Source organism: Roseburia sp. (assembly GCF_041325975.1).
In the GTDB taxonomy this organism is placed as follows: Bacteria; Bacillota; Clostridia; order Lachnospirales; family Lachnospiraceae; genus Roseburia; species Roseburia rectibacter.
In genome coordinates, this window is record NZ_JBGLEJ010000004.1 from 294,991 (window position 1) to 321,672 (window position 26,682).

A 26,682-nucleotide genomic window follows, 5' to 3' on the forward strand; every position below is an offset into this window, starting at 1 on the left:
CTTCCTATAACAAAAGGTGTTGATCCCCTATTTCTTAGAATCAACACCTTCTGTTCAATAGCGGCACATCATGCCTTTATTGTATACCTATTTGTATAATGCATCAAACTGTTCCTGCAGTGCTGCGGTTACTTCTTCAATACCAGCCTGTTTTAATGCTGCCTGCATCTCTGCAACGATCTCCTCTGCAGTTCCCTGATATTTACCATAAGAGATCTGTTTTGTATAGTTGGTATATACTTCGTTGATGTTATCGATCTTAGACTGGATATCATCAACTTCCGGTACAAACTGTCCATACGGATAATCGATCTTTAAGGAATCATACTCGCTGTAAAGTTTGTCAATTGCATCCCAGTTTCTTGTAGCGTCCCTGATTTCAAGATCGTCGTTACGTCCCCACCACCAGTTGGTCATACCGTTGATGTTGTCTGTGTCTGAGTTGTATCCCTCCGGAGTTGTGCGGAGTCCCTCATCGTTGATCTCGTAAGATACGCCTTCAATACCATAGCAGAGTAATCTGTAGCATTCTTCGTCATTTCTTAATAAATCATATACCATCAGTGCTCTTTCCGGGTTCTTGCTTGCTGCGGAAACTGCCATTGCACCGTGTGTGATGGAAAGTGCTACCACGTTTCCGGTCTCTTCTCCGAAGTAGAAGAAGCCTGACTCTGCATCCGGATCATCCTGGTAAATGGTATTTGCCGGAGTTGCACTGCACAGATCTGTCCAGGTCTGTGTGTGGTGCTGCTCTGCTGCAACACGTCCGATACGGTAATCATCACGGTTTGAGGAAGCGGTATTGTTTAATACGTCTGTCTTCCATACACCGATGTTATCCCATTCTTTCATTAATTTTGCATACTCGACCATCATATCTGTGTCTGTGTATGCAGGTGTTGTGATCGTGTAAAGGTCATCTTTTGTACCGCCCCATAATGCGCCGGAGCAGATACCGTCGATTGCAACAAAATTGCTGTGGGAGGTGATCCAGCCGTTTGCCATCTGTGCATACTGTGTACCGTCAGAATCCCATGGAATGATATCCGGGTAAGCTTCTTTTACATATTTAAAGTAAGTTGTAAGATCTTCCCAGCTCTTGACACCATCTGTCAGTCCTGCTTCTTTTGCCCAGTCAAGACGATAGATAAATCCATGATTGGTCCACTGTGCGTAATTATCCTCCGGGATCAGATAGATCGAGCCGTTATATTTACACAGATCCCAGTGATCCTGGCTTACGCTCTCCCATGTCTTTGGTGCGTAGGTCTTTAACATATCCTCGGAAAGCTCTAAGAATGCTCCGTTCTTTGCGTTTGGCCAGGCATCGAGCCAGTCAGATGCAGTTCCGACAAGGTCGACAGAACCATCCATCTGTGCCAGTGTCAGGTTGTAGTTGGAGAGATAATCGGTCCATCCGATGTAATAAATCTCAAGTTCTGCATTTACTTTTTCGGTCAGGATCGCATTCAGTTTTTCTAACATCTCATCAAGACGCTCTGCTTTCTGTCCATCCGGTTTATCACCGGTCACCATATAAGTGATCACTACATGTTCGGATGTGTCAATGTCACCACTACTTGTCGTTCCCCCTGCTTCCGTAGTGGATGCACTGTTTTCCGATTTTGCTGCATTTCCTGTTGTGGAAGAATTGCTTCCTCCGCCACAGGCTGTGGCGCCAAGTAACATTGTACCTGCGAGTAACATTGCCCCAAGTCTCTTAAATCTTTTCTTCATACCATACCCTCCATATGATTTATTTTTGCAGCAGATCTGTCTTTCCCTAAGACAAATCTGCTTTTATTATGACTCTGCCCCATGCAGAGTGATAATCGTATCGATCAGCCTTTTACGGCTCCAACGGTAATACCGCTGATGAAATATTTCTGAACGAATGGATACAGGAAAATGATCGGTCCGGTTGCAAGGATCGCATTTGCCATCTTGATTCCCTCGGTCGGGATATCTGCTAACGATACATACTGTCCTGCAACGGAGTTTTTGAGCTGATCCATTTTATTTACAACTTCATATAATGTATACTGTAACGGTTTTACATCCACTTTCGAGCTTAAGAAAAGTGATGACTGATACCATTCATTCCAGTATCCCAGTGCAAGGAATAATCCGATCGTCGCAAGTGCCGGTTTTAACATCGGAAGGATCAGTGAAACAAAGATCTTCATATCCCCCGCGCCGTCGATCTTGCCGGACTCTGTGATCTCATGCGGGATCGCCTTCACAAAGTTTTTCATCATGATGATCAGCCACGGTGACATCATAAGCGGTAATAAAACTGCAAAATAGCTGTCCTTTAAGTGGTAAGTCTGTGTCATCAGAAGATAGTACGGTGCAAGTCCTGCGGAAAACAGGCTTGTAAAATATATGTAGAAAGAAATTCCGTTGCGGAACGGGAAATCTTTTCTCTGTAATGCGTAGCCTGTCATTGCTATGATCGTCAGTCCGATCGCTGTACCGACCACCGTCAGGATGATCGTGAGCAGATAAGATTTCCAGATACCACCGCTCTTGCAGACCATCTCATAAGCCGCCAGTGTAAACTGTTTCGGAATCAGCTGTACACCTTCTGCACGGATCACTTCTTCTGCCGTAAACGAGCTGCCAAGGATCAAAAGGAACGGGAATACACACGCAACTGCATAGATCGTGATCACTACATATCCAAATCCCCGTACAATCTTATCAGAAGCTCCAAGTTTTACTTTATTGCTGTTATTTTTCTTCATAGTCGACCTCCATAGATATTAAAACAGGGAATAATCCGGTTCAATTTTCTTAACAATATAGTTCACGACCATAACGATCACAAAACCAACGACTGACTGATACAGACCGACTGCCGACGCTGTCGAGAAGTTAAAATCCGTCATCGTAGCCCTGTAAACAAACGTCTCAATAATATCTGTCGTGTCATATAATAAGGAGTTCGTACCAATGATATTGTAGAACAATCCGAAATTACCTTTTACGATGCCGCCCAATGCAAACAGTAACAGGATGATCACGGTAGGTTTTAAACTCGGGAGCAATATGTAACGGATCCTCTGAAATGCATTTGCTCCATCGACCTTGGATGCCTCTATCATCTCTGCGTCAATTCCGCAGATGGATGCGAAATATACAACGGAGTTGTAACCTGTCTGCTGCCACAGATAAATGATAACCAGCAGTACCGGCCATACATGCGGATCGCTGTAAGGTCCCCATTTTTCCATTCCAAGTTTGGTGAGGATTTCATTTACAAATCCGGTATCATAGTTTAACAGGTTGAATACCAGCACTCCGACCAATACCTGTGAAATGAAATATGGAAGAAACATCATCGTCTGTGATACTTTCTTGAACCATTTACATCTCATTTCATTTAAAAGGATCGCTACCACGACCGCAAGTAAATTTCCAAGAAGGATAAATGCCAGATTATATAAAATTGTATTTTTCGTCAGTGATAAAATTTTTCCTGATTCCCAGAGGAACTCAAAATTCTGTAACCCTACAAATTTGCTTCCAAAAATACCATCGCGGTAATTGTATTTAACAAACGCAACATAGATTCCTGGCAATGGCATATAGTTAAATGCAAAGAAAAAAATCATTGCCGGGACACACATCAGTGTCAGTACACGGTACTTCCAGAGTTTCTGCCAGAAGTTTAGTTTTTTGCCAACCTGTTTTGCAACACCGTTCTCCTTTTTCATATATTTTCCCCTCTCCAATGTTTTCTTGAAACCGGTTTCAAAACCTTGTAAAAACAAAGCACTTATATTTTTCACAAAACTGTCTGCCATCTTCCATAAGGTGTAATATTTTTTGATCTTAAGTGTCAGAAACGCCTTTATATCTTCTTTTTTGCATGTTTCCCGCACTTATCTTACACCTTTGCTGTGTAAACCCCATCCATGCAGCCGGCTTTTACACCAGTTGTGTATTTTATAGTGCTTTTTAATTTGAAACCCTTTTCATATTGTTATATTACAATACATATTATGAGTTGTCAACAGGTTATTTTACTTTTTGTACATATTTATTTCATATTTATTTTATTTTTCCGTCATTCTAACGGATTTTACCGTTTTAACTCCGCTACGGATTCTCTGATGATCAGAGTCGGTGTCACTTTCTGTACCTCCGGCACTTCTTTTCCGGCAATCTTATCTAATGCGGTGTCAACCAAAAGCTTTCCAAATGCTTCATAATCATAGGAAATACTGCTCAGCCTTGGTATGACGGTATCTACGATAAACGTATTATCAAAACTGATGAGGGAAATATCCTCCGGGATCCTAAGTCCATGCTCTTTGATGGAACGCATCACACCCACTGCACTGTAGTCGTTGATCGCGATCACCGCCGTGGGAAGTGTCTTATTTCCCTGAAAGAGTGCCTCGAACCCCTGATAACCGCCCTCAATCGAATAATTGGAATTGATCACATAGCGCTCACGGTAGGTCAGACCGTTCTTTCGCAGCAGACTTCGGTAGCGGATGCGCTTATCGTAAGTGGATTTCATCTCCTCGACTCCGCCGATCAGTGCGATTCTTCTATGTCCTAAACCGATCAGACATTCCATGCTCTGGTTCATGCCCTCCGCCTCGTCGATCGTGACCTGGCAGCACTCACCGCCCTCCACCTTTCCTGTTGTGATGACCGGGATGGATTCAGCGACACGGTTGATCAGATCTGCGTATTCCGGCTCCGTGACAAGGCTGTCTGATTTTCCCCCGATAATGATGATTGCATCCATACGCATGTCAAACATTTTCTGAATATATTCTACCTCGAGATCCGAATTGCTTAATGTTCCGCAGATCATTGGCACATACCCGCGCGCAATGATCTCCTTCTCACAGTTTTCCACCATGGATGAATAATATGGATTGACCAGATCTGCAGCAAGCACACCGATGACGTTCGTTTTCGTCTTGATCAGTCCCTGCGCAAGCGCGTTTGGCCTGTAATCATATTTGCGGATCACTGCTTCCACACGCGCTCTCTTTTCCTCGCTCACCCTCGCATTTTTTGTCATGACTCTCGACACTGTTGCCGGTGAAACTCCCGCTTCCTGTGCAATTTTATAAATATTTAACTCACTGCCCATCGGCCATCCCCCTTAAAAAGTCATATTTGAAAACGTTTTCAAGTTAATTTTATCGGGATTTTGCAGGTTTGTCAATATAGGGTCAGATTCTTTTTTTCGTCCATTTTCGTGAGCGGAAACGGATGAAAAAGATACTTCCGCGGAACATCTCATCGAGCATGAACGCGATCCAGCATCCTGCCAGCCCCATCCTAAGGCGTATCCCAAGCAGATATGCAAACAAAATGCTGACGCCCCAGCAGGAAATCACGGCGATGACCATCGGAAAGAACACATCCCCCGCTCCCCGGAGCGAATTGTCCTCGACATGGTTGAATGCACGCCCGATTTCCACAAAAATATCGATAAAAAAGATCACGCCCGTCATCCCGATGATCTCCTCACTCTGCGTAAACAAATGCATCAATGGTCTATGGCAGAGAAAGATCAGAACCGAAAGCACGATATTTAAGCTGACCGCGATTTTTAACACCTGCTGGTTCAGCCGATATGCCTTTTCATACTCCTTTGCCCCCGTCATCCATCCCATCAGGATCGCCGTGGAAAGTCCAAGTGACATTCCGGTCACATAGACATAAAACACGATGGATGAAACATAGATCTTTGCGGTGAGCGCCGCTGTTCCAAGCACTGCTAAGATCGATGTTGACACGATCTGTGAAAAGGAATACGACAGGGAACTGATCCCTCCCGGCAGTCCGATCTTTAAGATTCCACCCACGCAGGATAATGTCTTTAAATTTTTCGATGCAAAATCAAGATGCAGTCCGCAATGGAACAGAAACCAGACGCCAAGTAAAAGCGCCGTCCCATGGCTTGCCACGTTTGCCATTGCGATACCTTCCACGCCCTCCGGCACAATTTTCACCGGCTGGAAAATCACAACGTAATTTAACACTGCATTCACGATATTCATAAACAAAGATACCGTCACTGCAAGTTTCGGTTTTCCATAACTGCGCAGTACCGCGGAGATAGCAGAAATAATGCCCTGCAGTACGGAAAAGCCGATACAGATGCGAAAATATACCACCGCCATCTCATACACCGATGTTTCTAACTGCATCGGACGCATGACTGCACCTGCAAAAAATGCCAGTATCGTTCCTAAGATCAGGCTGATTGCACCTCCGCACACGATGGAGGTAAACGCTGCATCCGACGCCCTTTTTTCATCTCCCGCCCCTAGTCTGTGGCTGATGACGACCGATGCGCCGCCGCTGAATACCGCATAAAACGTGTACAAAAATCCGATCACCTGGTTTGCCGCACCGACTGCCGCGACCGCATCATCCGCATAGTGCCCAAGCATCAGCGTATTGACCGTACCGGTCATATTCATCAAAAGCTGTTCAATAAACAACGGGATAAACAGTCCCTTCAGCGTCAGCGTTCCCTCTGCCGTGGTAACGCTGGTGCAGTCTGCATCAATCCATTTCCACTTCAAGATGCATTCCTCCTTTTTCTGCTATGCAGTTCTTTTGTGCTATGCTGTCTGTCTCTGAAATTTCTACACGGATCTTTCCCTTTTTTATTCTTCTCACATAGATCATGAGCCTTCCGTCCTTTGTCTTTCTCGCATTTTCCGCATATGGAGTCACATCCGACAGATCCCCGTTCTCGATCCCTGCTAACATGCCTGCCCCGCTCACAGCCATACGCAGTTTTTTATCATCCCAGACAACCTTCTGTCCGTTTTGATCCACAAGTGTGAGCGCGATCTGATAGAGATATCCGTTTTTCTGTGTCTCTTGGAAAGGAATCTCCTCCGGCTGATAGACCTCTGCTTTGATGCCAGCAGCGTTCTGCGTGGTAAGCAGTCTCTCCTGTTCTATGATATTTCCGTTTTCATCATAACCGCTTGCCTCAAGGATCCCTGCCTCCCAGAGTACCTCAAAACGATATGCACCGTCGTCGTTGTAGCCGATCTGTCTGCCAGCCTCTTTTCCATTGATAAAAACAGCTGTCTCCGGCAGATTTGAGTAACACATCACAATGACTTTTTCTCCGGCTTTATAATTCCAGTTTTCCTGACACGGAATCCACTCGGCAGACTCCTCACTCCACAGTCTTGTGGCAAGGTAAAGCTGAGGTTCTTCACACCACAACGATTTTCTGCGGTAATATCTTGCCTTTTCAAATCCGGCGCAGTCCAAAATTCCGGCTCCCGATCCATGAATCGGCCAGCCATGTGCCTCCCCTAAATAATCGATCCCTGTCCACAAAAACTGTCCGCTGATATAGTCGTTTGATTTTACCGCATCCCATGCCTCATAGCTGTGTCCGTTTTCACTCCCTAAAAACGGGATGTGTGGGAAATCTCTGTGGTCGGCTTCGTAATACTGCTCCTTATAGTTGTAGCCTGCCACATCCAGATGCTCTAATATGCCAAGTTTTGCAGACAGCTCCGGGTAGGCAAGCGCCATGGTGACCGGACGGCTCTTATCTTCACTCTTTACAATACGGGAAAGTTCTTCGGCGATCGGAAGCAGTCTTCGCATGTCCGGTTTTGCCGGATCATACTGCCGTTCTGCCGCCGGTTTATTCGCGTCGTTATTTCCAGTCATCTCCATAAAACTCGGATGACAGTACGGATCGTTCGGATAGTCGATTTCATTTCCGATGCTCCACAAAATGATGGACGGATGATTGCGGTCACGCCTTACCATGGCGCGCAGATCCTTTTCGTGCCATTCCGGGAAATCTTCAAAATAACCCTGGTGTTTCGGTGGATAGACATTGTGTCCCGTGGACCATTTGTTTTTTGCATTTTCCCACTCGTCAAACGCCTCATCCATCACAAGAAATCCCATCGTATCGCACAGCTCATACAGTTCCGGCATATGCGGGTTGTGGCTGCACCGGATCGCATTACAGCCACATCCCTTTAATTTTGCAAGCCGTCTGTGCCATACTTCCTTTGTCACCGCGGCGCCGAGACAGCCGGCGTCATGATGCACACAGACACCTTTGATCTTCATCGGCACACCGTTTAAGAAAAATCCCCGGTCCGCGTCAAATTCTGCCACACGGATCCCGACCTTCTGTGTGTCTGCAAGATAAGATATTTTCTTTCCATCCTCATCCGTTGTCTCATACCAGGTTTCCATCCCATAGAGATCCGGGTGCTCCGGCGACCAGCACTTCGGATCACGGATGGTGCCATGCATGCTGCAGGATACCGTATTTCCTGCCGGGATCTGTACCTGTTCTTTCCACTCTGCCACAGGTGTTCCCAGCGGATCAGACAGTTTTGTGCAGACCACACATGTTTTCTGCTCCTTCGTCTGGTTGCATATCTCGTGGCGGATACTGACTGCCGCCTGCACTTCCGGAAACTCTTTCCCATCAGCCACAAGTTTCTCTGTCACAAACGTCACGCCATATTCTGCCGGATGCACCTGTTCTTCCACCACAAGAGTGACTTTCCGCGTGATCCCGCTTCCCGTGTACCATCTCGAATCCGCAATGTCCGTGTGCGTCACTTTCACACTGACCACATTTTCCTGCTCCCCAAAATGTGCGATCCCAGAGATATCATAGGAAAATCCGGTGTAACCATACGGGTGTTTTCCCTGATAATAACTGTTGACCCACACCTGGCTGTTTTTATACACACTGTCAAATACCAGACGGATCGATTTCCCCTGATATTCCTCTGGCAGATAAAAATGCAGCCGGTACCAGCCGATCCCGCCCGTGAGATATCCGGTGCCGCTGGAATATTGTTTTGAAAAAGGATAAGCCACTGCCCAGTCATGCGGCAGCATGACACGCTCAAATGCACGATCGTCATATCCCTGATACCATGCCTCCTCACATTCTCCAAAATGAAACTTCCATCCCTCACTTAATAACAGTTCTGTTTTATTCATAATCATAAAAAATACCTCCATTTTTACTACGGTCTATGTTTTCTTTTAAACACATCATAGTAAAAAACAGAGGTATGATACAATGGAGAATAGTGACACTTTTTGTCTTTTAGCGACTTTTCATGATTTATTTTTTGACAGAGAATCTGCGTAGGCGCGCGGTGACATCCCGACATTGCGCTTAAACACTTTGCTGAAATAATATTCATCCGGGTAGCCGACCTCCTGGCCGATCACCCCGGTATGCATCGTCGTCTGCGCGATCAGACGCTTGGCATGTTCCATGCGGACTGCCGTCAGATACTGGAAAATGGTCTGTCCTGTCACGCGCTTAAAGATGCGGTTCATGTAATCAAAATTGCCGTCAAACTCCTCCTCTAACCGCTCCCCCGAAATGTCTGCCGCATAAGACGCATTCAGCCATTCCTGTATTTTCTGGACTTTATAATAGCTTTCCGGGAACCCGCCTGCAGTCCTTTCGCGTTCCGCTGTCGCAAAACAGCGCGCGATCTCGATCAACGCCTCCTGTATCCGGCAGGCACAGAGGATCTTATGATTCTCAAACGTGCTGTAATCCTCCGCGATCGCCTGCTTGATCAGCTCATCAATGTGGATCTGGTCGGTGACTTTTTTGATATGCCAGTATTTCGGCAGCCAGATCTTGCTCTCATCATAACTTCCATAAGGCTCACACGGCTCCTTTGCCATCGCCTTTCTCCGGCGTTCAAACTGCTGCCTGGCGACTTCCTCTTCTTTTGCATCGACCAGTTCCATCTCCCCATGCATGAAATGTACATAATAATAATTGCAGGTCGTCGCCTTTGTTCCCTCATGCGTGCGATCCTTATCCAGCAGACAGACATCCCCCGGCTTTAAGATCAGAGGCTTTCCGTCCTCAAGCAGATGCATCTCCCCGTGCCGGATAAAATATAAGATCTGTTCTCCCGCCCTGCGTTTCCGGTGGACATAAGGCGGTCTTATCTCTGTCTCATCCACAAAATTTACCTTCGGGAGCATCTGTGCATTTATCCTGTAAAATTCCATCTCTTCCCCTTTACCAGTAGATCTGCCAGTCTTTCTGCAGCCTCGTCAGCGCCTCCATGTAAAAATAATCGCCCCAGCTATTGCACTCATCCACACCGCACGGATTGCAGGTATTATACGGCGAACGGTTCGAATATGTGCTGTGCAGTACGATCCCGTTGGATTTTTCAAAATCTTTTACCGCATAGTTCCGGTATACAGAACCAATAAATTTTTCCGCAAGATCCCGGTAAAATGCCGCCTCCTCATCATATAAGTATTTTGCCATCTCAAGCATTCCGCACGCTGCAATGGAGGCGGAGGAAGAATCCCTCGGCTGTGCATCACCATCCGAAAACTCCAGATCCCAGTACGGTACGAGATCTTTCGGCAGATGCTCTATATAATATTTACTGACACCACGGAAAATATATTTGTATTCCTCTCTTTTTGTATAGCGGTATGCGAGTGCCGTTCCGTAAATTCCCCACGCCTGGCCTCTCGCCCAGGCAGAACCGTCCCGGTAGCCCTGACAGGTTGCCCCGTGATCCGGATTTCCAGTTACCGGATCAAAGAAAAATGTATGCCAGGTCGAAAAGTCCGGGCGGATCACATTTTCAAGTGTGGTATGTACATGCCGGTCAGCGATCTGACGGTAACTCTCATCTCCCGTTTCCTGTGACGCCCAGTAAAGCAGCGGTACGTTGAGCAGACAGTCTATGATCAGCCTGTAATTTTCCGGCTCTCCCATAGCGCCCCACGCCTGGATAAATTCTCCCTTTTCCTGAAAACGGCTCTTTAACTGGTCTGCCGCAAGGAGCGCCGCTCTTTTTCCCGTCCCGGAACCGGTCAGCTTATAACCTGCGACACAGGATGGTGTATACAAAAATCCCATATCATGATGATCCACACAGATCTTCTGCTCGATCCGGTGCAGGAAATCCTGCATCTGGATCTCTGCCGCCTTTAACAGAACGTCCCCCCCGCCATATTCATAGGCAAGCCAGATCTCCCCCGTCCAGAATCCCGTCGTCCACTCCACGTTGTCGATTGGACGGTAAAATCCATTTTCACTGTATGCATTCTGAAATTTTGTCGTAAATTCCGGCAGAACACGCTTTACCTGCATGCAGGCAGATGCCAGCGCATCCTCGCGCTCCTCTTTTGTAATCGGCATAACGCCTTTTAAATTATTCTTTGTCTTCTCTGATAACTGCATATTCTTCCCCCATTTTCTTTTCAACAATGATTTTTTTCCCTTTCACCGGTACACAGAGCCGAAACTCCCTGATTTTCTCCGGGATGTGCGGTGTCCAGTAATATCCATCCTTCTCTGCCGCATCGATATGTACCCCCGCGATCTCCTCGATCAAAATCGGGACCGGTGCAGATGCCCAGGGGTGGCACAGGCTGGTATTCCATTTCTGGTCTTTCCCCCATGCCTCAAAACAGGTCGTTGCACCCTCGCGCAGCATGTTGACCCATCCGTGTTCCCCCTCATTGATCAGCAGCTCATACACCGTATCGTACTGTCCGCGTTCTGCGAACACACGCAGTACAAAATAACTCAGCATCACGCCGCAGGAAAATCCCTTCTGTTCCATAAATGTCAGTATTTTCTGTTCATCCGCTTTGGGAAGTAAATGAAAGTACATCGCATAAACATTCGAATGCAGTGCCGCGTGGCTGCTTGTCTCGCTGTCCGCTAAAATTCCTGTCTTTTCCCGGTAAAAAGCGTTCCGGTATGCTTTTTTAATTTCTTTCGTCTGATACGGCATTTCCCTTCCACAGATCTCTGCCAGCGTATTCTGTGTCTCCATCGCCCCGATGTAGAGTGCATTGATCACATTATGGCAGCCTGGTGCCACCACAGGTCTCGTCAGTGGAAAATCATATCCATCCCGCAGATTTTCCGGCCAGTCCACAAGATTCCATTTGTCAGCGACCTGCTCTAACAGACCGTCCTCCCTCGCATACTGCGAAAAATGTTTTAAAATCCCATCTGCGATTCCATAATAACGGTCCACCGTCTCTTTCTCCCCGGTAAAACGATAATACAGCAAAAGGAGCTGCGAATACAACAATGAAAAATCTGCAATCTCCTGCATCAGGCCGCCCGGCGCAACCGCAAGCAGTCCCGGACAGACCCTCGCTGTCTGTGCAAACTGATCGATGCATTTTAACAGCATATCCGTCTTTCCGGTCAAAAGTACCTGCGCGTGCGCCGTCACGACCGCATCCCCTAAGTACTGACCTTTTTCCCTCGTCGGGCAGTCCACATAATTCTCCTGTGTTCCAAGACGCACTGCATTTTTGCAGATTTGAAAAATATTTTCTAATGTTTTCTCCTCTGTCTTTAACTCACAAAGTGATTCATCCATCGGATAATGCCTTACCAGAAAACGGATATCCGACAGTTTAACGCCCCCGTCCGGCACGATCTTAACATACCGGAATCCCTTGTAATCATACGGATCAAACTCACATCTGCCATCCGCCAGCGTCCAGATTTCTCTGTAACAGCAGTTGCACCGCATGTCATAGCGCACACTGCCCTTCCCGTCCAGTTCCTCCCCGTAAAACAACTTCACCTGATCGCCGTCTTTCCCCTCCGCGGTGAGCAGGATCATGCCTGTGATCTCCTCGCCCGCATCCAGAAGCATCGCACCATCGGGATCTTGTCTTATCACGGACGGTGTGATCTGATGTATGTGACCGTTATGATCTGCACACTTGTGCTCTAGCTTTGCCGATTCCAATGGCTGTACGGCATCAGAGTGCAGCTTTATCGGTTCTAGTGGATGCTCATTACCAGCGTGCAGCTTTATAGTCCCCAACTGATATTCCATGTAAGAGAGCATCTCCGTCGGCTGCTTCGTCAGCGTGTAATCTGCCCACACCGCCGGAACGGGTTTCTCCCAGCCGTCCGCATCAAACCCGATATTTTTCCACCCATACGGGTATTTCCGGCTGTCAAAATTTTCTAAAAACTGTGTCTCGTATCCGACTGTCTCTCCCTCATAACAGTCCGTTTTCAAAAAGCAAAAAGAAACCGGTATCTCATTTTCTTTTTCATCCCACAGCCCCGCCGCAAAGGCAAAACGCAGATCCCAGCTGTTCCACACACGGTTCACAAGTCCCTGATAATACAGATGGAGTGCCAGCACATGCTCCCCGGCAGCAAGTGTTCCAAGTTCCAAAACATTGTAATAATACTTCGTATGATATGCCGCGGCAGGTCCTTCCCCCATAAACGTTCCATCCAGATATGCCTTATAATGGTCATCGGCTGTGATCTTACAGAAAATCTTCTGTGCACGCTCTAAAGTAAAATACCCGCGCACAAACACATGGACATTCTGAAATTCTGCCGTTTTCCTGCCTTCAACAGACGGCTGTACCTGTTCCTTATGAAACAGATTAAGAGGCACAGCATCAGCAAACTCCGGTATGGTGAGCCATCTGGCATCCCATGACTCATTTTTCTTAACTTCCTCTCCCATATTTTCCCCCATAATATATTTTCCAATAAGTAAGCAAAAACAGGGCGCCATGCGACGCCCTGCCAGATTTTTACTTATTCTTCTGACACTTCTTCAACTTCAAGTCCCAGTTCTTCCAACTGTTTTTTATCCACGATACCAGGTGCCTGTGTCATCAGACAGGATGCATCTTTTACTTTCGGAAATGCAATGACATCACGGATAGAATCTGCGTGTACCATATGCATGACCAGACGGTCAAGTCCGTAAGCCAGTCCTGCGTGTGGCGGAACACCGTATTTGAATGCATCTAACAGGAATCCAAACTGCTCATGTGCGCGCTCTTTCGTAAAGCCGAGCACCTCAAACATCTTCTCCTGAATGTCATCCTGATGGATACGCACGGAACCACCGCCAAGCTCTGTACCGTTTAATACGATATCGTATGCTTTTGCACGGACACTGCCCGGATCAGAATCGATTTTATCCCAGTCCTCCTCCATCGGCATGGTGAACGGATGGTGCATTGCCATAAAACGGTTCTCCTCGTCAGACCACTCTAACAGCGGGAACTCTGTTACCCATAAGAAGTTGTACTGGTTTGGATCGAGCAGATCTAACTCTTTTGCAAGTTCGAGACGGAGTGCTCCAAGTACATTCCATACGATCTTGTTTTTGTCCGCTGCGAATAATAATAAGTCTCCCGGCTCTCCCTGCATTGCAGAAACAAGTGCCTTTAACTCGTCCTCTGTCATGAATTTTGCAAAGGAAGATTTGTATGTGCCATCCTCATTTACTGCGAGGTAAGCAAGTCCCTTTGCACCGTAACCTTTTGCAAATTCAACCAGTTTGTCGATCTTTTTACGCGGCATGCCAGCCTGTCCTTTTGCATTGATACCACGGACAGAACCGCCATTTTCAAGTGCACCGGTAAATACGGAAAATCCGCATCCCTCTACGACTTTGGATACATCACAAAGCTCCATGCCGAAACGTGTATCCGGTTTGTCAGAACCGAAACGATCCATTGCTTCCTGCCATGGCATTCTTGGCAGTGGAAGTGTCACATCCACACCGATTGCTTCTTTAAAGATATATTTGAGCAGTCTCTCGTTGACATCAAGTACATCCTCTACATCTACGAATGCAAGCTCCATATCTGCCTGTGTAAATTCAGGCTGACGGTCTGCACGCAGATCCTCATCACGGAAGCATCTTGCGATCTGGAAATAACGGTCATAGCCAGAGCACATTAAAAGCTGTTTGTAAAGCTGCGGTGACTGCGGCAGCGCATAAAAATGTCCCGGATGAACACGGCTTGGTACTAAATAATCTCTTGCACCTTCCGGTGTTGACTTACATAACATCGGAGTCTCGATCTCAAGAAATCCCTCTTTTGCCATAAAGTCACGCATCAGATAAGCTACTTTACTGCGGAGCATCAGGTTTTTCTGGATATCCGGTCTGCGCAGGTCTAAGTAACGGTATTTTAAACGGACTTCGTCTTTTGTCTGGCTGTTCTCCTCGATCTGGAATGGAGGTGTCTCTGCCTCAGATAAAATACGGATATCCGTTGCGATCACTTCGATATCACCGGTCTTTAACGCCTCGTTCACCGCTGCGGAACGTTTTTCCACTTTTCCGGTTACAGCGATCACGAACTCACTTCTTAAACGCTCTGCCTTCTCATATCCCTCTTTACCAACGCTCTCCTCGTTAAATACGAGCTGTAAGATACCCGAACGGTCTCTTAAGTCGATAAAGATCAGACTTCCTAAATTTCTTCTCTTCTGTACCCATCCCATGACGGTTACAGTCTCACCGATGTTCTGATTTGAAACCTCGGTACATCTATGGCTTCTGTGTAAGCCTTTCATTGATTCTGCCATTACTGCAATCCTCTTTCCTTTTTACGTATTAAAAAACTCAATGATCTCAAAGAGATCATTCACTCTGTCAATGAACTTTATTTATTGAAAAACTCAATGATCTCTTTATATCCCTCGGCATCTAATTTTTCCTTCTGGAATTTTTTATTCTTATTCATACGGACAACAAGCACCTGTTTGCCTGCAGCACGTTCTTCCTGTGCTTTTCCGATGATCTCGCCAAGTTTCTCTGCCGGGCATCCCTTTTCGATCAGGTACGCAACTTTCGGGCGCTGTGTCGGAACGGTAAATCCGCTCTCCATCAGAAGAAGGATGATACGCTCAAAACCGATGGAAAATCCACATGCCGGCACATCCTGTCCGGTAAATTTGCCAACCATCTTATCGTAACGTCCACCGCCTCCACAGGCTGCGCCAAGCTCCGGCATGGAGATCTCAAAAATGGTTCCGGTATAGTAGCTCATACCACGAACCAAAGTCGGATCAAATACCATTTTAAAGGAAGCCGCCTTTGCCCCCTCCACGGTATCGATGATCTCTAAAAGATTGCGCTCCACCTCAGGATCTAAATATCCCTCCAAGGTCTTTGCAAGGTATTTGATGCCGTTTTCTGCTTCCTCAACACCTTTAAAAAGTGCAAGATATTTCTCGATCGACTCTTTTGCATAGCCCTCTTTTTCGAGTTCCTCTGCCACACCGTCAAGCCCAATCTTGTCCATCTTATCTAAGATGATAAATACAGTGTCGAAATCTTCCTCTGCAAATCCACTGTATGCTGCCATCGCCTTTAAGATCCGGCGTTCATTGATGCGGATCTCGAAATTCTTAAATCCGAGTTTTCCGATTGTTGTAGTTGTTGCTAAGATCAGCTCAATCTCTGCAAGGTTCGTCGGCTCTCCGATAATATCGATGTCACACTGCATAAACTGACGATAACGTCCACGCTGTGGGCGGTCAGCTCTCCAAACATTTCCGATCTGAATCGCCTTAAACGGAGATGGAAGATCATTTGCATTATTCGAATAAAAACGAACTAACGGAACAGTCAGATCATAACGCATACCAAAATCAACTAAATCCGCTTCTTCTTTTGCTTCAGCGACCTTCAGCTTTTCACCACGCTTCATTACCTTAAAAATCAGTTTTTCATTTTCTCCACCCTGTTTATTGCTCAGGTTTGCAATATTTTCCATGCAAGGTGTCTCGATCGGTGTAAAACCGAAACTGCGGTAAGTCTCTTTGATGACTTGCTGCACATAATCCCGGATCTGCATCTCTTCCGGTAAAATATCTTTCATGCCGTTGACCGGCTTTTTACTTAATGCCATAAAATTTCCTCCATCTTATGCCTAATATCCTTTGCCTATTATACGTTTCACAGTTGTATACGTCAAGAACTGTCCTGTGTACAGTACAAAAAATCTTATTTTTATGTTACTTCAATGTCATTTCGTTAAGTTACAGGGTTAGCCCCTAACTGGTTGTCTAATCCAAATTTTTTCAAAAAAGTTACCAAAATTGAAGAGTTGTCAAAACAGTACCTGATGAACACCACTACTTTGAAATCCGTTTTCAAAGCAGTCTATGGAATGCCCATCGCTTCTTACATGAAAGAATACCGTATGAAGTTGGCATCGAATATGCTGTTGCAGGAAGATAAATCTATTTCGGAAATTGCCGCCGCTGTGGGATATAAAAGCCAAAGTAAATTTACATCGGCCTTCCGAGATATATTTCAGATATTACCTACTGCATATCAGGAACAAGTATCCTATACAAATGCACTTGCAAACGCTTGAAATTATAGGATTTAAGGAGTCTGTGAAGAAATCAAATACATAGCACTGTAAAATCAAAGTAAATATTTCGATCAACAGAACCTTTTATGACAACATCTCTTTCACACAAGTACTTCGATAATCACTTGGTGATATTTTATATCTTTCTTTAAATACTCGGTTAAACGTTCTCTGACTTTCAAATCCACTATCCAGACAAATATTTGTAATAGAATCACTCGTATTTTCCAAACGATGGCATGCATAGTTCAGCCTTGCATCGTTAAGATATTGATTAAAGTTTCTATGGAATGTCTTGGAAAAGAGTCTGGATAAAACATATTTGCTCACGCCCAGGTCTTTTGCCATCTCTTCCAACGAAAACTTCTTCTTGAAATTTGCTGATATATAGGAAACTGTCTGGTAAATAAGATCGTTGCTCCCCACACTGCTCTTTTCTACCAAATTTAATTTTCCTATGCAGCGTGCCAACACAATTTGAAGATATGCCTGTGTAACAGTAATATCCGACTGTTCTGTCTCTAAAATTGCATTTATAACCCTATATACCTCCGGTTCAACCTTTTCCGCTTTGATGATTGGGTATCCAGGAGCCATGGATTGCATGATATCTGCAAATTTGGCTATCGCAAATGGCGATGCAATCAGATAAGTCGCTTTATTTACACCGGGTGTCAGTACCTGATAGTGATGAATAACATCTGGAAATACAAAGCCTATATCTCCTTTTTCCATATGGTATAGTTCCTGTCCGACACCAAGTTCTAATGATCCACTTGTTACACAAACGATCTCCAGTGCATTATGAAGATGTGGTTCAATATGTTTTGACTTCCTATTTATTGCTATAATCTCCTCTTTTGTGTCAACATATTTTAACTGCATGAAATACTCCCCTTTGCAACATTTGTCTATATCTTCTTTCGATTTGGCAAGCAATCCTTTTACACCTATCTTATAATCAACTTGTAAATAAGGAAAGGAGGAATTGCAAATGAGCAACCTAAAAAAATATCTGAATGACCTTTTAGTATTCTACACTGAATATTTTGAGCATCCTTACCATGTATAAATACTAAAAGGACTATTTATAGAAAAAAGCACTGTCTCATCGAGCAACGACCAGACAACGCTTTTTCCTGCCAGATTCTAATTTATGTCTGATGCATCTGTTACTTCATCTGCAGCAATTCCTTTTTCTGCTTTCAGTTTTTTATTTGCATCTTCTACATTCATTCTTGAAAGTACAAACATAATCAATACATCTAAGATTAACGGAAGCCAAAGATACATAAACTGCATCATATCAAGTGCAGACTGCGGCTGAGTTGCATTTGTTCCGATATATCCACTGAACTCAAGTATCCATCCAACAACAGCGGTTCCAATACCTCCACCGATTTTTACGCCAAGAGAAGTACAAGAGTACATCGTTCCGTCAATTCTCTTTCCCTGTGTAAGATAAGTGTATTCAGAACAGGATGCGATAACTGCATTCATATCTCCCTGCCATGGTCCCTGACCTAAGGCTGCAAGAGCTGTAAATGCCATCATCAGCGGAACACTGCCCATATATCCTGCAACAACAACAAGTGCTCTACCGATGACTGCTAAGACATAACCTCTTAAGTTCAGTTTATACATACCTTTCCACTTACCAACTAATGTCGGTGTGAAAATCAGGGCAATGATCAGTGGAATATTTACTGCCCATGCAAATTGTCCAAACAAATTCTTATTTTTCAGTACCCATGTCATGTAATAAATGCCGGCTCCAATCATGGCACCATATAACTGCTGTAAAATATATGTTCCACAAATCATCATGTAATATTTGTTTTTAACAAGAAGCTTGAATGCCTGTACCATTCCGTACTTTTCATTATCATCCTTTACTTTTCCTTCGTTAAGTTCTTCCTCAGGAAGTTCCTTAACAGAAATTGCTGAAATCGTATTTACGACAAGACCAATGATTGCATAGATAATAGCAACCGTTCTCCATGCTGCAGCATCTCCACCACATTTATCTACAAATCCAACTGTAATTGCCTGAATCAGAAGACTTGTCGAAAACGCAAAAATAAAACGGTAAGATCCCATCTGCACACGCTCTTTGCTGTTCTTTGTAATCAGTGACGTAAGTGCTGAATAAGCAATATTGTTTGCTGTATAAAACACACCATTTAACAGTGTGTAAGAGATAAAGAACCATGCATATTTAGCCGTTGTTCCCAAGCTGACTGGTACTGCAAAACAGCAGACCAGCGTAATGGCACAACCAATATATCCGTATAGCATCCAGGGTTTCGCTTTTCCCATTTTACTGTGTGTTTTGTCAATCATTGATCCAAAAAATATATCCGTAAAACCATCAAATAGTTTTGATACGGCAATCAGGGTACCTACGACACCTGCAGCAAGTCCTACTGAGTCCGTCAAATAGACCATCATAAAAGATGTCAGGAACGCATAGACTACATTACCTGCAATATCGCCTGATCCATATCCAATTTTGTTATACCATTTCAAATACTTTTTTTCTTCCATCGAATTTCTTTGCTCCTCATCTTCATCGCACTTAGAATCTCAATATGGCTAACCGTATGATATCCAATTCTGTTTTTTTCTCTGATTTTGTCTGATTGCTCTGTATATCCGGACTTTACATTACAATCAGACTCTCTTTCCTTGTTTACGGGTTACATGAAACTTTATTATCCCTTTACATACGGTATCAGTGTAAACTGGAACCGGAATAATACATCATCAAATCGGTACTGATCCAATACAACTGGACCACAACTATTAGAACCAATGCCATTTAATGCGTAGTCAACACAGAATACTACACTATCTGATTCTATTAATTCATAATTATGCGTTTTCTTCTCAAGTTCTTCCTGTGTATAATAAGAAACATTGAATGAAAATGCCTTTTCTGCGGATGCCACAATTCCATATCGGCTGTTGTTAAGCTCTACATATTCACAATCATAATGGCTTCCATTTTCCTGTGGACGGATATAGCCCTCATGTAAATCCCCTACATCTGCCCGGTACAAACCGTGGCTCGCAGCCTGATGTTTATCACAATAACTTTCCTGTGGTCCCATTCCAAAGTATCTTACAGCTGAAAGTTTTTTATCCAGGAACATCCTCACACCAAATCTCGGAAGATCCGGGAATTCATCGTCTTTTGTTACTGCAATATCTGCATCAATCTTTCCAGCAGCTTCTATTTTCCATGTAATCGTCACATCAAGAATCTTCTGTACTGTCTCTGCCACAACGGAAGCATGGCTTGTAATCTTCACACCATGTTTTCCCTGCACAACCTCTGTCGTATAGGCTCTTGTGTAAGCCTTATCATAGTGGGCTTTCTTCCATTCAGACTTGATGTACATATCGTTATCTGTTGGAGCTCTCCAAATATTTAATTCCATCGGATGGTTCAAGTATTCCCTCCCTGCGAATTTCATCTCTGTAAAGAGTGCAGTACGTTTGTCTATGGTATAAGCAAATTCACGCCCCTTGATATGAATCTGTGTATCATTTTCATTTACCTGTAATTCAGAGTCCACTACTGTTTTTGGTATCCATTTCTCTGCAAGTTTACATTTTGTATCCTCTTTACTTACCTCAATTTCATCAAATCCAAGAATATGGTCTTCATCCAACAGTGGCAATTCTTTTTTCAGATGGTAAATAAGTTTTAAATAACATTTCCCATTCTCTGGAACATTGATCTTCAGGTTTGTTTTTCCTTCCCCGTGTGGTGCCACAGAAAACTCCGGAAGTATGCCTTTGCTGATCACAAGACCATCCTGGGTCAGCTCATAACTAATCTTCACATAATCTTTCAAGTCATCAAAATCCATGTAGTTATGAAGCACCAGTTCTCCGCTTTCTTTGTTATAGGAAATAACTCTTGCCGGGCGATAAACATTCTTGTATTCCAAAAGTCCTGTATGTACCGTTCTGTCCGGATATACTAATCCATCCATACAGAAGTTGCCATCATGAATTTCTTCGCCATGGTCGCCCCCATAAGCATATATAGTCTTTCCATTCTCAGCAGTTCCATGAGCAATCGCATGGTCACACCATTCCCAGACAAAGCCGCCGCACATTTTATCATTATCCTGAATCATCTGGAAGTAATCTTCAAAATCTCCAGGTCCGTTTCCCATGCTGTGACAGTACTCTACCAAAAGGAAGGGTTTGCTTCCATCTTTATCCAGATATTCCTGAATTTCGGAAAGCGCTGGGTACATCCGGCTGTACACATCCAGATTGCTGTAATCATATGTTTCATCATAATTACGGTATCTTGCACTCTCATATTGTGTGATACGGTCTGGATCAAAATTCTTTGTCCATTCCAGTGCTTTTTCAAAGTTGCAACCATAAGCACTCTCATTTCCCATTGACCACATGACAATACAGAAACGGTTTTTGTCACGTTCCACCATGAGTTTTACGCGATCAACGATTGCCTCTTCCCATACCGGATCATCTGCAATCTTCTCATTCCATCGTTTGAACCGATTGTAATCAGTGTCTTCTTTTCTGTAGATCATAAATGAACCATGAGCTTCAATATCTGCTTCATCTATTACCATGAATCCATACTTGTCACACATTTCATAGAAAAATGGTGCGTTCGGATAGTGGCTGGAACGGATCGCATTAAAATTATGCTGCTTCATTAACGTAAGATCGGTTGTAATCTGTTCCGTATTGATTGTAAATCCAGTAACCGGATCAGAATCATGTCGATTGACACCACGGAATTTAATCTTCTGTCCATTTAAATAAATAACCTGGTCTTTAATCTCTATCTTTCTTAATGCAATGTGATCTACAATTACTTCATTCTCTGTTTCCAGAATCAGTTTATATAGATATGGATTTTCTGTATTCCAAAGTTCCGGACTTGCGATTTCTAATACAGCTTTCCCTTCTTCAGCAATACTTCCTAGTGCTACAACTGCTCCATTTCTATCTTCAATCGAAATTTTTACATTTAACGGAGAGTAGAATTTCATTTCAATTTCTACTTTCGCAAGCATATCCTCAATTCTTGTTTTAATATGATAATCACTGATTGCCTGTTTTGGGCGTTTCAAAATGTACACATCCCGGAAAATACCACTCATACGGAATTTGTCCTGATCTTCCAAATAGGAACCATCACACCACTTCATTACCAACACTGCCACCGTATTCGTTCCATCCTGAAGTACATCGGTAACATCAAACTCACTGGTCATATGCGAAACCTGGCTGTATCCTATGTAAGAGCCATTGATCCATACGTAAAAGCAACTGTCTACTCCTTCAAAGTTCAAAAAAGATTTTGGCGCTTTCTCATCTCTACTGTACTCAAAAGTATGTACATAGACTCCACACGGAATGTCCTGTGGCACATATGGTGGATCAAACGGAAATGGATACCGGATGTTTGTATACTGGTGTGTATCATATCCAGCCATCTGCCATACACTTGGAACCTGAATCTCATCAAAATTTTCTGTATCATAATTCTTCTCAAAGAAAGAATCCTGAATGTCATAGATGCTGTTAAAATACTGGAATTTCCAAGTTCCATTCAATAACTGCATACGATCTGACTCTTCTCTGTGTTCCACCAAGTTATCCATTCTTCTGGATGCCGGAATATAATAGGCTCTGGCTGGCATTGTGTTTTCGTGCAGTACGCTTAGATTTTCATAATAACGTGGTACGATCATAAATAGCTCTCCTCCAATACATATACTTTTTTGTTCTTTGTTTTCCTAAAGCAAACCTTATACTTTACTTTTTGTTTACGTTCCTTAGTTATGCTGTATATAGCTTATCCTAATTCGCAAAATATGTCTATGAATTGGATTAGACAAAATATGCACTAAATGATACAATGATAAAAAGTACGAAAAGAGGTGCCCTCCTATGTATTTGAACACCGGTTATTGGAACCACTCACATATGGATTTCAAAGACAAAAGTCGTCCGCTGATTGTCGGTAGCTGTGGTACTTACCGTCTTTCCAGACATCCCAAACTTCCGACCTACCGTCCAAGGGGTCGTCTGGATTATCAGATTATATATATCACTGCTGGTTGTGGGCATTTTCATTTTGATAATGTAAATAATGAAACGATTGTTCCAGCCGGCAACATTGTACTGTACAGACCGAAAGAACTCCAAAAATATGAATATTACGGAGAAGATAAGACAGAAGTATACTGGATTCACTTCACAGGAAGCAATGTGAAAAATATCTTACGTCAATATGGGTTTCCGGATAAAGAACGTGTCTTTCAAGTGGGTACATCTAATGAATATGAACAAATTTTCAAACGTATCATTATCGAGCTCCAACGCTGTCAAGACAATTATGAGGAAATGCTTGTCCTTTTGCTACGTCATCTTCTGATCAGTTTCCACCGGGAACTGACAAGAGAGCACATATTAAAAAATGAATATCTTGATCATGAGATGGATAATGCTGTTACCTTTTTCAGTGAAAACTACAATCAAAATATCAATATTGATGATTATGCTGCCTCACGAGGCATGAGTGTCAGCTGGTTTATCCGAAATTTCAAAAAATATACCGGTTCTACACCAATGCAATTCATTGTGGGAATCCGCATCAACAATGCTCAGATGTTACTTGAAACAACAACTTATTCCATCAATGAGATTTCTAAGATTGTCGGATATGATAACCAGCTTTATTTCAGCCGGCTTTTTCACAAGTTGAAAGGATATTCGCCGAGAGAATACCGAAAGCTGAGAAACAAATTCTGAAATCCACAAAGAGGATACCACCGAATTATCAAAACAATGATTTGTAATATCCTCTTCTCACTTTTGCTATTCTTATTTTACAAACTCAGCCGAATAATAATACATATACTCATTATCTGTATCTATGTATTCTCCTGTAATGTCCTGTATCGGCAACGAACTCACTCCTTGTTCGCCATAGATCAGTGCTGCCAATCCTTGCTCTGTTCCGTACTCTATCGTGCTTTTGTTCTCTATAGAGGTCGCAGATCTTCCATAATATTCTCTGTTTGCAACACCTTCCAAGATTGGCGTTTCTGTCATATATTTTGAATATTCATCTGCTGCAATAAGCTTTGCAGTAAAATTATCAAAATCCGGAGTGATGACAATCAATCCTTTTTTTGCAGATTTCACGTCCTCATAGGAAAGTTCCAAAACTCGTTTATGAGAAACTCGTTTTCCAGAATGATATTCTGATAAGTAAACGTATAATGTTTGAAATGTATCTTTTGAATTGTATCGAAACATCATGGTTCCATCAATTCCGGACAACAATTCAGCCGTTTTCATTTCTACACTATCCGGATCTACTGCTTCTATATAATTTTGTGGTTGCCGCAATTTATTACATACCATGATTCCAAGAGTAATAACAAATACTCCCACAGCAATAAGAAGTACAGCAATAATCTTCTTTAAATAACGCTGTTTATGACTACTATCTTTTGATATCTGTATCAGTGTATCTTCCGATTTTTTTCTACATTAGTTACCTCAATATCTTCACCTGCCAAAAATTCATTTAGACTGATCATCCATACGGACGGTGCGATGATTGCTGACGGCAATGCGATGAGTATACTTACCAAGGTATTTCATTACTGTTTGAGCACCATTGAATGTCTTTTTACAATGAGGAATCCAGTCCATACCATAACAGGAATCTAAAAGCTCCTTGAACGTATAATGGTTACGAAATTTTTCTGCAGTACCATGAAATACCAGCTTATCCTCTTCCCACAGCCTCTTTAGTTCCTCCAGATATTTTCCGCGGAACACTTTGGAGATGACCCGGATGGGAAGAAAGAAATTTTCACCATTGTCCTTCCACTGGTTGTTGGAAGCCAGTCCTCCACCCAGCAGGATGGCATGAATGTGGGGATGAAAGTTCATTTCAGAACCCCATGTATGTAAAATGCAGATGTATCCCACCTTTGCGCCGAGATGTTTTGGGTCGGCGCAGTCAGTTCGCTGATTGTGGAAGAAGCTGCATGGTATAAGGCATCATAAAGAAGTCTCTGGTTGCTGTAAATGACAGGGTTTAAAATATCAGGAACCGTAAAAACCAGATGGAAATAAGGAGCATCAAGGATATCCTCTCTGCGTGCATCCATCCACATTTCTTTCGGAACAGCCTGACACATGGGGCAGCAACGGTTACGGCAGGAATTGTAATGAATCTGTACGAAGCCACAAAATCCTCACATACACATACATTTGCACCATAGGCACCAGTCTTGCAGTTCATGATGTTATGTGCAACCTTTGCCTGTACAGGGGAAGGTGAATATTGATCAAGGTATGCCGGATAAAAACGATGAAAAATATCCTGTACTGTGGGCTTATCCATTGGCTGTACCATCCTTTCTGTCAAAAGGACTGCGGATGCCCATAAGGGATTTGTTGCTGACATGAAGATAAACTTCTGTGAATTTCGGATCGCGGTGTCCAAGCAATGCCTGAATATCCCGCTGTTCCACTCCCTGCTCCATAAGGTGGGTGGCAAAGCTGTGACGGAGGCAGTGAGGAGTAACACCGGATAACCCGGCAGCCGATGCAGAACGTCGGATAACCTGTTCCAGTGTACTTACGGTAAGATACTGCCCTGTAAACTGATTCGGAAACAGAATGCCCTTTGGTCTGCCTTTCCGGAACCAGTATTCCGTAAGAAGTGCAAGGTTTCTTTCAGACAGAATGGTATAACGGTCCATCCGGTTCTTGGTATCCCGGACATGAATCTGCATGTTTGTGCGGGAAATATCATCATAATGAAGATGAATCACTTCCGAGACACGCATTCCGGAAGAATCCAATTGTGGCGAACATGGCTTTATATTTCAGGTCATCCGTAGCATCAAGAAGCCGGTCAATTTCATCAGTAGAAAGTACGGTTGGGAGTTTGTGCTCTATTATCATGCGTGGAACAGTGATATCATCCCACAGAACGTGAAGTACATTCCGATAGAAAAAACGGATGGCTGAATTATAAAGGTTGAGGGTGGTCGCTTTCAGACCATCGTCCTTCTTGGCAAGAAGAAAGTCCCTGACATCCTGACAGGTAAACTCTTCCGGGTGCTTTTCCATGTAATTAAGGAAATAAGAAACATAGTTTTTGTAGCAGTTAATGGAACGCTCTTTAAGGTTACGGATTTTTCCGGCTTCCTCAAGCTGTAATAAATATTTTTCGTACATAATAATTCCTCCATGTAAAGTCAGTAATTTCGGGTATCACTGCTTACATGGAGGTGCATTGGAATAATAAAACCACTTGCTAAAAGAACGGTTAGGTGTTAATCTTTTCATAGGCAGTGGTAATGTCGATCCTGTTTGATTGTTGGTTGTGGTGACTTAACAATACTACTATTAGGACTTGGTTTCCACTGCTTTTTTATTTAGGAAAAGAAAAACTGCGCCACA

At 43.6% G+C, this 26,682-nt stretch carries 17 protein-coding genes and 2 pseudogenes; 2 read left to right on the forward strand and 17 right to left on the reverse strand.

Translation table 11 applies throughout. The annotated features are described in order from the left end of the window. Positions 1-87: 87 nt before the first annotated feature. The 11 genes from ACDD58_RS04705 to hisS all read right to left on the reverse strand — a co-directional run bounded on the left by ACDD58_RS04705 (position 88) and on the right by hisS (position 16,716). Positions 88-1,737 (reverse strand): ABC transporter substrate-binding protein, encoded by a 1,650-nt coding sequence (locus ACDD58_RS04705; RefSeq protein ID WP_370776110.1) that lies wholly within the window; start codon positions 1,735-1,737, stop codon positions 88-90. A gap of 104 nt (positions 1,738-1,841) precedes the next feature. Continuing rightward, the gene (locus ACDD58_RS04710; RefSeq protein ID WP_117919810.1) at positions 1,842-2,747 is read right to left on the reverse strand and encodes a carbohydrate ABC transporter permease; all 906 of its coding nucleotides are present in this window, start codon (positions 2,745-2,747) and stop codon (positions 1,842-1,844) included. A gap of 18 nt (positions 2,748-2,765) precedes the next feature. After that, entirely contained in the window at positions 2,766-3,719 is a 954-nt protein-coding gene (locus ACDD58_RS04715; RefSeq protein WP_186899065.1) for a sugar ABC transporter permease, read from the reverse strand. 368 nt (positions 3,720-4,087) lie between these two features. Next, a complete protein-coding gene (locus tag ACDD58_RS04720) occupies positions 4,088-5,119 on the reverse strand; it encodes a LacI family DNA-binding transcriptional regulator (RefSeq protein WP_370776114.1) in 1,032 nt (343 codons plus the stop codon). An 82-nt stretch (positions 5,120-5,201) separates the two neighbouring features. Beyond that, on the reverse strand, positions 5,202-6,566 hold the full coding sequence (locus ACDD58_RS04725; protein ID WP_055193425.1) for an MATE family efflux transporter: 1,365 nt from the start codon (positions 6,564-6,566) through the stop codon (positions 5,202-5,204). Beyond that, the gene (locus ACDD58_RS04730; RefSeq protein ID WP_370776118.1) at positions 6,547-9,000 is read right to left on the reverse strand and encodes a glycoside hydrolase family 2 TIM barrel-domain containing protein; all 2,454 of its coding nucleotides are present in this window, start codon (positions 8,998-9,000) and stop codon (positions 6,547-6,549) included. The genes ACDD58_RS04725 and ACDD58_RS04730 overlap by 20 nt, the downstream gene beginning before the upstream one ends. A gap of 114 nt (positions 9,001-9,114) precedes the next feature. Continuing rightward, entirely contained in the window at positions 9,115-10,038 is a 924-nt protein-coding gene (locus ACDD58_RS04735) for an AraC family transcriptional regulator (protein WP_118589946.1), read from the reverse strand. 10 nt (positions 10,039-10,048) lie between these two features. Continuing rightward, positions 10,049-11,236: a glycoside hydrolase family 88 protein gene (locus ACDD58_RS04740; protein WP_117919817.1), complete on the reverse strand. Its 1,188-nt coding sequence runs from the start codon at positions 11,234-11,236 to the stop codon at positions 10,049-10,051. Further along, a complete protein-coding gene (locus ACDD58_RS04745) occupies positions 11,208-13,532 on the reverse strand; it encodes a family 78 glycoside hydrolase catalytic domain (protein ID WP_370776121.1) in 2,325 nt (774 codons plus the stop codon). The genes ACDD58_RS04740 and ACDD58_RS04745 overlap by 29 nt, the downstream gene beginning before the upstream one ends. Positions 13,533-13,594: 62 nt before the next feature. Then, complete coding sequence (gene aspS, locus ACDD58_RS04750; RefSeq protein ID WP_117919821.1) at positions 13,595-15,388, reverse strand: aspartate--tRNA ligase; 1,794 nt, start codon at positions 15,386-15,388, stop codon at positions 13,595-13,597. Positions 15,389-15,465: 77 nt separating this feature from the next. Then, positions 15,466-16,716: a histidine--tRNA ligase gene (gene hisS / locus ACDD58_RS04755; RefSeq protein ID WP_370776124.1), complete on the reverse strand. Its 1,251-nt coding sequence runs from the start codon at positions 16,714-16,716 to the stop codon at positions 15,466-15,468. A gap of 198 nt (positions 16,717-16,914) precedes the next feature. Here hisS and ACDD58_RS04760 point away from each other — a divergent pair, with 198 nt between their 5' ends. After that, a complete protein-coding gene (locus ACDD58_RS04760) occupies positions 16,915-17,187 on the forward strand; it encodes a helix-turn-helix domain-containing protein (protein WP_330379875.1) in 273 nt (90 codons plus the stop codon). Positions 17,188-17,271: 84 nt separating this feature from the next. Here the strand turns inward: ACDD58_RS04760 and ACDD58_RS04765 are convergent, their stop codons facing one another. From ACDD58_RS04765 to ACDD58_RS04775, 3 genes are all read right to left on the reverse strand, one after another. Continuing rightward, entirely contained in the window at positions 17,272-18,072 is an 801-nt protein-coding gene (locus tag ACDD58_RS04765; RefSeq protein WP_118209602.1) for an AraC family transcriptional regulator, read from the reverse strand. 264 nt (positions 18,073-18,336) lie between these two features. Continuing rightward, entirely contained in the window at positions 18,337-19,734 is a 1,398-nt protein-coding gene (locus tag ACDD58_RS04770; protein WP_370776127.1) for an MFS transporter, read from the reverse strand. Positions 19,735-19,901: 167 nt separating this feature from the next. Then, positions 19,902-22,940 (reverse strand): glycoside hydrolase family 2 TIM barrel-domain containing protein, encoded by a 3,039-nt coding sequence (locus tag ACDD58_RS04775; RefSeq protein ID WP_370776129.1) that lies wholly within the window; start codon positions 22,938-22,940, stop codon positions 19,902-19,904. A 199-nt stretch (positions 22,941-23,139) separates the two neighbouring features. On the opposite strand from ACDD58_RS04775, the gene ACDD58_RS04780 reads away from it, so the two are divergent. Next, positions 23,140-24,003 carry an AraC family transcriptional regulator gene (locus ACDD58_RS04780; protein ID WP_370776132.1) on the forward strand — a complete coding sequence of 288 codons (864 nt, stop codon included), beginning with the start codon at positions 23,140-23,142 and terminating at the stop codon, positions 24,001-24,003. 72 nt (positions 24,004-24,075) lie between these two features. On the opposite strand, the gene ACDD58_RS04785 is transcribed toward ACDD58_RS04780, so the two are convergent. From ACDD58_RS04785 to ACDD58_RS04795, 3 genes and pseudogenes are all read right to left on the reverse strand, one after another. Continuing rightward, complete coding sequence (locus tag ACDD58_RS04785; RefSeq protein ID WP_370776134.1) at positions 24,076-24,555, reverse strand: hypothetical protein; 480 nt, start codon at positions 24,553-24,555, stop codon at positions 24,076-24,078. 234 nt (positions 24,556-24,789) lie between these two features. Then, positions 24,790-25,615 (reverse strand): annotated as a pseudogene (locus tag ACDD58_RS04790) (transposase); the annotation flags it as partial. Then, positions 25,608-26,457, reverse strand: a pseudogene (locus ACDD58_RS04795) (tyrosine-type recombinase/integrase). The pseudogenes ACDD58_RS04790 and ACDD58_RS04795, both read right to left, overlap by 8 nt. Positions 26,458-26,682: the final 225 nt, after the last annotated feature.